This is a genomic window from Pseudomonadota bacterium, from assembly GCA_026388275.1.
Classification (GTDB): domain Bacteria; phylum Desulfobacterota; class Syntrophorhabdia; order Syntrophorhabdales; family Syntrophorhabdaceae; genus JAPLKB01.
In genome coordinates this window covers 19,442-27,520 of the sequence record JAPLKB010000060.1, presented here as the reverse complement: position 1 = coordinate 27,520, position 8,079 = coordinate 19,442, and the positions used below count along the sequence as shown (strand labels likewise).

General features: G+C 40.3%; 8 protein-coding genes. 2 read left to right on the top strand and 6 right to left on the bottom strand.

What is annotated here, in order from left to right:
• Position 1 precedes the first annotated feature (1 nt).
• The 4 genes from NT010_14995 to NT010_14980 all read right to left on the bottom strand — a co-directional run bounded on the left by NT010_14995 (position 2) and on the right by NT010_14980 (position 3,820).
• Positions 2-739 carry a hypothetical protein gene (locus NT010_14995; protein ID MCX5807347.1) on the bottom strand — a complete coding sequence of 246 codons (738 nt, stop codon included), beginning with the start codon at positions 737-739 and terminating at the stop codon, positions 2-4.
• Between the two features lie 107 nt (positions 740-846).
• Positions 847-2,121 carry a diguanylate cyclase gene (locus tag NT010_14990; GenBank protein ID MCX5807346.1) on the bottom strand — a complete coding sequence of 425 codons (1,275 nt, stop codon included), beginning with the start codon at positions 2,119-2,121 and terminating at the stop codon, positions 847-849.
• A 105-nt stretch (positions 2,122-2,226) separates the two neighbouring features.
• The gene (locus tag NT010_14985; GenBank protein ID MCX5807345.1) at positions 2,227-3,333 is read right to left on the bottom strand and encodes an NADH:flavin oxidoreductase; all 1,107 of its coding nucleotides are present in this window, start codon (positions 3,331-3,333) and stop codon (positions 2,227-2,229) included.
• A gap of 37 nt (positions 3,334-3,370) precedes the next feature.
• On the bottom strand, positions 3,371-3,820 hold the full coding sequence (locus tag NT010_14980; protein MCX5807344.1) for an ATP-binding protein: 450 nt from the start codon (positions 3,818-3,820) through the stop codon (positions 3,371-3,373).
• A 216-nt stretch (positions 3,821-4,036) separates the two neighbouring features.
• Between NT010_14980 and NT010_14975 the strand changes: the two genes are divergently transcribed.
• Together NT010_14975 and NT010_14970 are read left to right on the top strand one after the other, a co-directional pair.
• Complete coding sequence (locus NT010_14975) at positions 4,037-4,411, top strand: YMGG-like glycine zipper-containing protein (protein ID MCX5807343.1); 375 nt, start codon at positions 4,037-4,039, stop codon at positions 4,409-4,411.
• A gap of 33 nt (positions 4,412-4,444) precedes the next feature.
• A complete protein-coding gene (locus NT010_14970) occupies positions 4,445-4,996 on the top strand; it encodes a PsbP-related protein (protein MCX5807342.1) in 552 nt (183 codons plus the stop codon).
• Positions 4,997-5,159: 163 nt separating this feature from the next.
• Here the strand turns inward: NT010_14970 and rodA are convergent, their stop codons facing one another.
• Together rodA and mrdA are read right to left on the bottom strand one after the other, a co-directional pair.
• Complete coding sequence (rodA, locus tag NT010_14965) at positions 5,160-6,266, bottom strand: rod shape-determining protein RodA (protein ID MCX5807341.1); 1,107 nt, start codon at positions 6,264-6,266, stop codon at positions 5,160-5,162.
• Positions 6,253-8,076: a penicillin-binding protein 2 gene (gene mrdA / locus NT010_14960; protein ID MCX5807340.1), complete on the bottom strand. Its 1,824-nt coding sequence runs from the start codon at positions 8,074-8,076 to the stop codon at positions 6,253-6,255. Before mrdA ends, rodA begins: the two co-directional genes overlap by 14 nt.
• Between the last annotated feature and the right edge of the window lie 3 nt (positions 8,077-8,079).

The window sequence follows — 8,079 nt, the reverse complement described above, 5'->3', positions numbered from 1 at the left end:
GTTATGGAACAAATCCCTTTCTGGTTAGAGGATTACAATGAATATCATCCCCATAAGGGATTGAAAATGAAATCACCGAGAGAGCACAGGAGAGCATTAGATAAGTTAGAAGAGTGTCCGGTTTAATAGGGGCAACTCCAGTAAGCGCCTTTATCACATCCTGCTGTTTCGCACCGGAGTTCTCAATGGTTTTTTTGAGTTTATTCCTCAACATTTGTATAAAATTCCCCCCCGGTAAAACAGTCATTACCGTGCCTTTTATTTCATAGTTGACCCCCTCCAGTTTTTTCAGCCATTTCCATGATATGGTATAGGGATTGTGAAAGGCAGGAGAAAGTTCTCTTATTTTTCCATAGGTGCGAATCCTGTCGCCGATGTTTAAATCCAGGTTGGTTATGAATGCAACTCTGATATTATTTAGGCTTGGAGGTGTTATAAGCCTGATTGTTTTAATATGTTTTGAAGAATCTGTTATATAACCTTCATAAATTTCATTTTCTTCTGTGAGACCGGGATCGAGAGATGTTTTTTCTGCTGTTACAGTACCGGTTCTTATTATGCCTATGAGAAAAAAACAGAGAAAAATGAGTATTGCTGCAAATCTGTTTTTTTTATTGATGATTAAAGGAAAAAAGCAAATGGATATAAGAAATAAAATAGATATTATATTCAGGCGGAAATTATATAAAACTTCACAATATATACCACATATAAATGATAATACAGCTATTATAAACAATAAATAAATAACCTTTCAAAATGTTGTCCGTGTATTTTCATTATAATGTTTATAATCATAAGGAATATATCACTTCTCAGATAATAGCACTTGCATTATAAGGATTTTTACAATTTGCCTATTATCTGGTTGCGCCCGTTCTGCTTGGCCATATAAAGAAATTTATCAGCATTTTGAATAAAATCTGAAAGCGGTTGTCCAGGCCATGGTATCAGCGTTGTAACGCCTATACTTATAGTTACATGGTTTGCAACTGAAGAAAAGGCGTAGGGAATATTCATGCCATTTACCTTTTGCTGAATCCTGTTTGCAACCCACATGGCCCCGTTGAAATCGGTATCGGGCAAAATACAGGCAAATTCTTCTCCGCCGTAACGGGCGGCAAGGTCGATTGATCTCCTGATTATTCCGGTAAGGCACTGTGCTATTTGCCGGAGGCAATCATCGCCTATTAAATGCCCATAATGGTCATTAAATCCCTTAAAAAAGTCAATATCCATAAAAATAAGCGATATAGGAGTTCTGCTGCGCATTGCACGGCGCCATTCCTGCTCGAGGAAGTTGTCAAAACGACGCCTGTTGGCAATGCCGGTCAAACCATCTGTTGTAGAAAGGTTTTCCAAAAATTTCTGGTAGTGTTTCAATTCTGTAATATCGTTATATATAGCCAGGATTCGGTTTGAGACCAGCGCCCCCATTTGTACTACATGGCGTATAGAACCATCCTTGCAGGTAACGGTAACTTCGATAGGGGTCATCTCTTTGCCCTGCTTTTTCGCCTCAATGAGGGAATTAAATAAAGAAGGGATGGAATCACGGTAGGCTAAGTCCGGATATGCCAGACGACGCCATTCCTGGATAGTGGGAATATCTTCAATTGTATATCCGAAAAGCTCCTTGAACTTACGGTTGTTATATTCGAGGTTTCCCTTTAAATCACCCCAGGAAATAGCCACAGGCGAAGCATCCATGATGGCCTGAAGCATTTCCCTGTTTTCACGAACAGATTCCTCAGCTTTTTTCCATTCTGTAATATCGCTATAGATGACCAGGATTCGGTTGGAGACCAACGTTCCCATCTGTAATGCATTGCGTATAGAGCCATCCTTGCAGGTAACGGTAACTTCGATAGGGGTCATCTCTTTGCCCTGTTTTTGAGCTTCAATGAGTGAATTAGATAATGAAGGCAGCGAATCACGGTAGGCTGGGTCCGGATATGCCAGACGACGCCATTCCTGAATAGTGGGAATCTCTTCCATTGTGTAGCCGAATAGTTCAAAATGCTTTCGGTTGCTGTATTCTCGGTTCCCTTCAAAATCAGCCCAGGAAATAGCCACAGGCGAAGCGTCCATGATGGCCTGGAGCCGTTCCTTTGCTTCCAGAAGATCGTCAATGACCTGTTTGTGCCCGGCAATTTCTTTTCTTTTAATAACGATTCACCTCAGTAATTATAATTCTAAAATTCAGACATCTAATCGGCACACAGATCATTTCTCAGAGCGTTCCTTTACAGTACAGCAGATACCTTTCCCATCAAAACAAGGCTTGAAGCATCCATTGTCGGAGATGCACAGCGCTGGCCTCTTATCACCGGATTTCCATCGGTTGACGAGGCCGGGTTCTCGGATGAGAGGTCTTGACAAGGCGATATAATCAGCTGTTCCTTCGGCGATAAGCCTTTCAGCGGTTTCAAAAGAGCGTATGCCACCGACAAGAATAAGTGGAACACGAATTTTATTTTTATATTGTATAGCTGCTTTTTCGTAATAGGTCTCGGGCTGTCCTGAGTCAGGTTTAGCTGCACGGGAAGGGATATTTTTGCCTGAAATTATTGTTCCGCCGCTCATCTCGATAGCATCAATGCCGCTTTTCTCAAGCATTGCTGCAATATGGAGCATATCTTTCACAATGAGGCCGTTTGTAAGAAAATCTTCGGAATTAAGCTTGATGAGTAAAGGGAAATCGGGGCCAACAGCTTTACGGATTGCTTCAATAACTTCCGATACAAATCTGGCACGGTTATTGATGTCTCCTCCGTACTCATCTGTTCTCTTGTTAAAAAAAGGAGAAAGGAATTGGCTCAGAAGATAGCCGTGTGCTCCGTGAAGTTCTATACCATCAAAACCTGCTGCCCGTGCTCGAACTGCTGCATTCGAAAAAGCCTGTATTACTTTCTTTATATCGTTTCGGGTCATCTCCTTCCCGACTAAGCCAGATTCTTTTTCCACAGGCGATGGACCCATGGGATCAAGTCCACTGAGAAGTGAGGCTGCGTAAGACCCTGCATGAGCAATCTGCACTATAATCTTCCCTCCTGTCCCATGAACGACGTTTGTCATTTCAGAGAGACCTGGAATCAGTTTGTCAGAATAAATACCAAGTTGCCAAGGGGTAGCTTGTCCTTCGGGACTCACATAGGCATGACCTGTTATAATAAGCCCGATTCCACCCTGGGTAAGTTGTACAGACACGTCGATCAGCCTTGGGGTGACAGAGCCATCATTTGCAGCCAGACCTTCCCATGTAGCTGAGCGGATAAAGCGATTTGCCAACAGCATGTTTTTAATAGATGTTGATTCAAAAAGCCATGGCATTTGTGACCTCCTATTGGATATAGATGCAAAAAATTAATTATCGTGTACCCGCTGAGTTGGGTGGGATGGTAAAAAGGATGGTGTTCCTGTCTGTACCTCTCCTGTATTCTATATTTTTAATCGCTTTTTTCATCATTTTGTTGGACGGTATCTTTCCTGACTCGTAAAAATCTTCCAACTCAGAGAACGTACCGGCTAAAAGCATATTGAAGGGTATCCCTGAGTCCACAATTTCGATAAGTAGTGTCCCGCTGTCATGTATATTAAAGGTAATACGGATATCACCTTTTCCGTCTGGGCAGGCAAAACGTATAATGTTCTGGAGTGCTTCTTCAACAGCAAGCCCTATAGCTTTGTTTTTTTCATCGCTGAATCCTGCCTCCCGTACACGTACAGATACGAACTCAGTAAGAGCGGGTATTGAATTTATATTTGCCGGCTTTGTAATTTCGTCGGGTTGTGCTTCGCTTTCAAATTTTCTTTCCATAAAGTTCCTCCTGGAATATCTCCTTTATATTTTTGTTATGAATTATATGGGTACTATTTTACCATAAAAATTATAACTGCTGTAATGAATTCCTGTTATAGTTAAAGAAAAGACATATTTCGTTTATTTACTTGCAAATGACTTATTACAGCATTATAAATAAATAAAGATGTAATACATTTGTATTTTGATAATTTAAATAGGAGGAGACATAGGATGAAAAAAATATTCTTGTTTATAGTGATCGTAGCATTTGGATTTATGGGTTTTTCATGCGCATCCATAGAGGGAATGAGTGATACAACAAAAGGCGCAGCAGTTGGAGCGGGTCTCGGTGCAATTGCCGGCCAGATAATTGGAGGCAATACTGCCGGTACTTTAATTGGTGTAGCCGGTGGAGCGCTTGCCGGTGCTATTGTAGGGCATGAGATGGATTACAAGAAAGAAAAAGATGCACAACAGCAGAAGCCGGTTTATACAAGTGCAGACCCGCAGCAGCAGCCCCCCGGACAATGGGTTGAAGTGCCGGGACAGTGGATAGGTGGAAAATGGGTACCTGCACATAAAGCCTGGGTTCCGGTTAATCCATAAATTTAGCTTTTATAAACAATCAGGGGGTAAACAATGAAAAGAATCTACTTAGCTTTACTTTGCGGCGTTCTTTTTTTGAGTTTTATATTGATTGCACCGTTATTTGCTGCTGACAATGTATTTAAGGAAAAAGGGTATGGGTATACAATCAATTATCCTCAAGATTGGGTTTATGTCAAAAAATCTTTGCACGAAATAGTTTTTACAAAAAATACCAAAGCGGATGCAAGCACTCCGGTAGTAGGTATTCAAAATTTGTATTCAACAAACGTGAAAGGTGGAAAGTTTAAAGATATAAAAGATGTTATTACGGTTTTTGAGAATCAATTGAGAACAACAAAACATGCTGAAGTTTATCCTGTAGAAACATATACGTATGATAAAAATGGGATGAAAATAACAGGCAAGCAATTCATAGCTGAATATGTTTATAAAAATAATAATTATAAACAATTAGTGATTGTAATCCCAAGAAAGAATGAAGAACTGTTTCATGTCTGGATATACTCTGCGCAGGCTGAACAATACGATAAATATTTCCCTGCTGTCAGAACAATGCTCGATTCATGGATGATAACAGAGTAAAAAGTTTGCGGACTGCAGGTTTCAAGTTCCAGGCTTAAGTGTATTACCTCTTGTATGGAGCTTGAAATCTGCAATTTATTGTCCCGCTATCCATACCCCGAAGTTTGCTTTAAGTCATTGTCTCTACTTTGATACCTTGTGGTTGGCCGAGGGGTAATTCATTTCAGAACATATACCTTCTCATGCTTACGTTCAAAACTAATCCTGTTGAGACAAGAACGGAAAGTATTGATGAGCCGCCGTAGCTGATGAATGGCAACGGAATGCCCACAACAGGAGCGAGATGTATAGCCATCATAACGTTAATGGTAAACTGAAGATATATAATTGTGCCTATACCGAAGGCAATAATTGAGCCAAGCTCATCATGTGCGTTCTGGGCGACTTTTAAACATCGTAATATGAAAGATAAAAACAGTAGAAAGAGTATTATAGAGCCAAAAAAACCCCATTCTTCACCAAAAACCGTAAAAATGAAATCCGTATGATGTTCAGGTATGAACTGAAGTTTATGCTGTGTACCTGCCATATATCCCTTTCCAAAAAATTTGCCCGAGCCGACCGCTATAATAGCCTGTTTTGCATGATATCCGAATCCTGAAGGGTCTGCATCGATATTTATAAAACTGAGAACCCTCATTTTCTGATATGGTTTCATAAGGTAATGCCATGCAATAAAAGGAATAACTGCCCCAACACTGATTAAAAGGGCGTAGGTGGATTTTTTTAAACCCACAAACCAAAGTATGGCAAGAGATGTCAATACAATAATTATCCCTGTTCCCAGGTCAGGTTGCTTCACAATAAGAACAAAGGGTACCAATGTTGCAAGCATAGGCATTGATATATCCCTTAAGCTCAATTTCTGATTCTCCCTCTTTTTTTCATAGAGCATATTTGCAAGGAAAAGTACGAGAATAGGTTTCATGAACTCAGATGGTTGAATACTGATACCGAATACGTTTATCCATCTTTTTGCCCCTCCTGCTATCATTCCTATTATCAAGACAAGCAAAATAAGGGCTATAGCCAACAGATAAAGCCATTTTGAATTGTTTGCTATTAATCTGTAATCGTACTGTATTATGATAAAAATTAGTATAAGACCTATTGAAAATGCAACGAGCTGTTTCATGATAAAACCGTAAGAACCGCTATAAAAAGAAGTGGTTGCGCTGAACATGTTAAAGATGCCTATGGCAAACAAGACAAGACCGTTCAGAATCAGATACCAATCAAGATGGTAGAGCTTTCTTTTATCTATTTTCATGAATCCTCGCTTCTTTAACCTGAGTATTTTCCTTAAAATAGTTTTCAGTAACTATCTTTGCAATAGGAGCAGAAACGCTCGAGCCGTGTCCACCGTGCTCCACAAGGACAGATATTGATATGGTCGGTTCCTCAGCAGGTGCAAATGCGATAAACCATGCATGGTCGCCAAGGTTTTTACCTTTTTCGCCGACCGATTGTGCTGTGCCTGTTTTACCACTCATGTTGATATTCTGGAGACGTGACCCGTATGCTGTGCCGCTTGGCTCATTCACAACCCCTTGCATGCCTTCTTTAACAATTCTGAACACATCTTTTTTGAATTTTGCATTAGCATTCATGACAGGCTCAAATGTTTTTATCGTCTTACCTTCCGAAGATACAATTCTGTTGACTATCTGCGGCTTAAAATTTACCCCTTCGTTTGCCACAAAAGCTGAAAGTTGTACAAGCTGTATAGGTGTTAAACATACTGCACCCTGGCCTATGGAGACCGAGACTGTTTCTCCTTCGTACCATGGCTGGCCGTATGCCTTTTGTTTCCATGCAGTAGAGGGCACAAGGCCATTTATTTCTCCTGGTAGATCAATGCCTGTGATTTTTCCAAGGCCAATTATTTCAGACATTTCATGGATCCTGTCAACCCCAAGCTTTAAGCCCACATTGTAGAAAAAAACATCGCATGATTCCACTATGCCTCTATGTATTGATACGCTTCCATGACCGCCTTTCTTCCAGCATTTAAAAATTCTGTTACCGAAAAAAAACCCTCCTCTGCATGAAAACCCTGTCTTTTCGTTGATAAGCCCTTCCTCAAGTACTTTCATGGCTGATACAATTTTAAAGGTAGATCCTGGAGGATATTTGCCTTGTGTGACCCTATTCAGTAGAGGATGCATCTTATCGGTTATAATATTCTTCCAATCTTCTTTTGTAATGCCTGAGGCAAATTTGTTGGGATCAAAAGACGGTCTGCTTGTAAGGGCAAGGACGGCCCCTGTTTTCGTCTCTACGACAACACATCCTCCTTTTTTGTTTTCAAACGCATTTTCAACAGCAAGCTGTATATCAAGATTTACATTGAGGTATAAGCTGTAGCCTGGAATGGGCTCTATTGTTTCAAGGGTCCTGACTTCGCGACCCATTGCATCGACTTCTACCCGTTTTTCCCCGTCTTTTCCTCTAAGATATGTTTCATAAGCCCTTTCCAGTCCGTATCTGCCTATATTATCCCCTGGCGAATAGTCCTTAAATGCTTTATTTTTTACTTCTTCATCGCTTATTTCCGAAACATAACCGAGCATATGGGCGATCATTTTGCCGTAAGGATAGTTTCTTTTCGGCTCAATCTGGATAGTTACACCAGGAAGATATACTCTGTTTGCTTCAATCTTTGCAACTTCGTCCATGGAGATATCGGATTTTATCCTTACCGGAAAAGAAGGTGGAAAGCTGCTTGCTATTTTCATCTTGTCAATAATATCTTCTCTGTCTATGTTAATCAGTTTAGCAAGACCGTCAACTGTCTGATTGAAATCTCTAATGTCTTCGGGTGTTATATACATGTTGAAAGAAGGTCTTGTGTCAGCCATGATTTTACCTGTCCTGTCATATATAATCCCTCGCGGTGCGATAACCTTTTTTATCCTTATGCGGTTTTGTTCAGATAATTTTCTCATCTCACTGCCCTTCATTATCTGAAGATCCCATAGTCTGATTGCAAGAACGATTATTGTGATTATCAATAACCATTTACAACATTTGTATTTCCTGCTCTCACGGGTTGTATCGTCTTTTACAAAATTTTCCAAGCC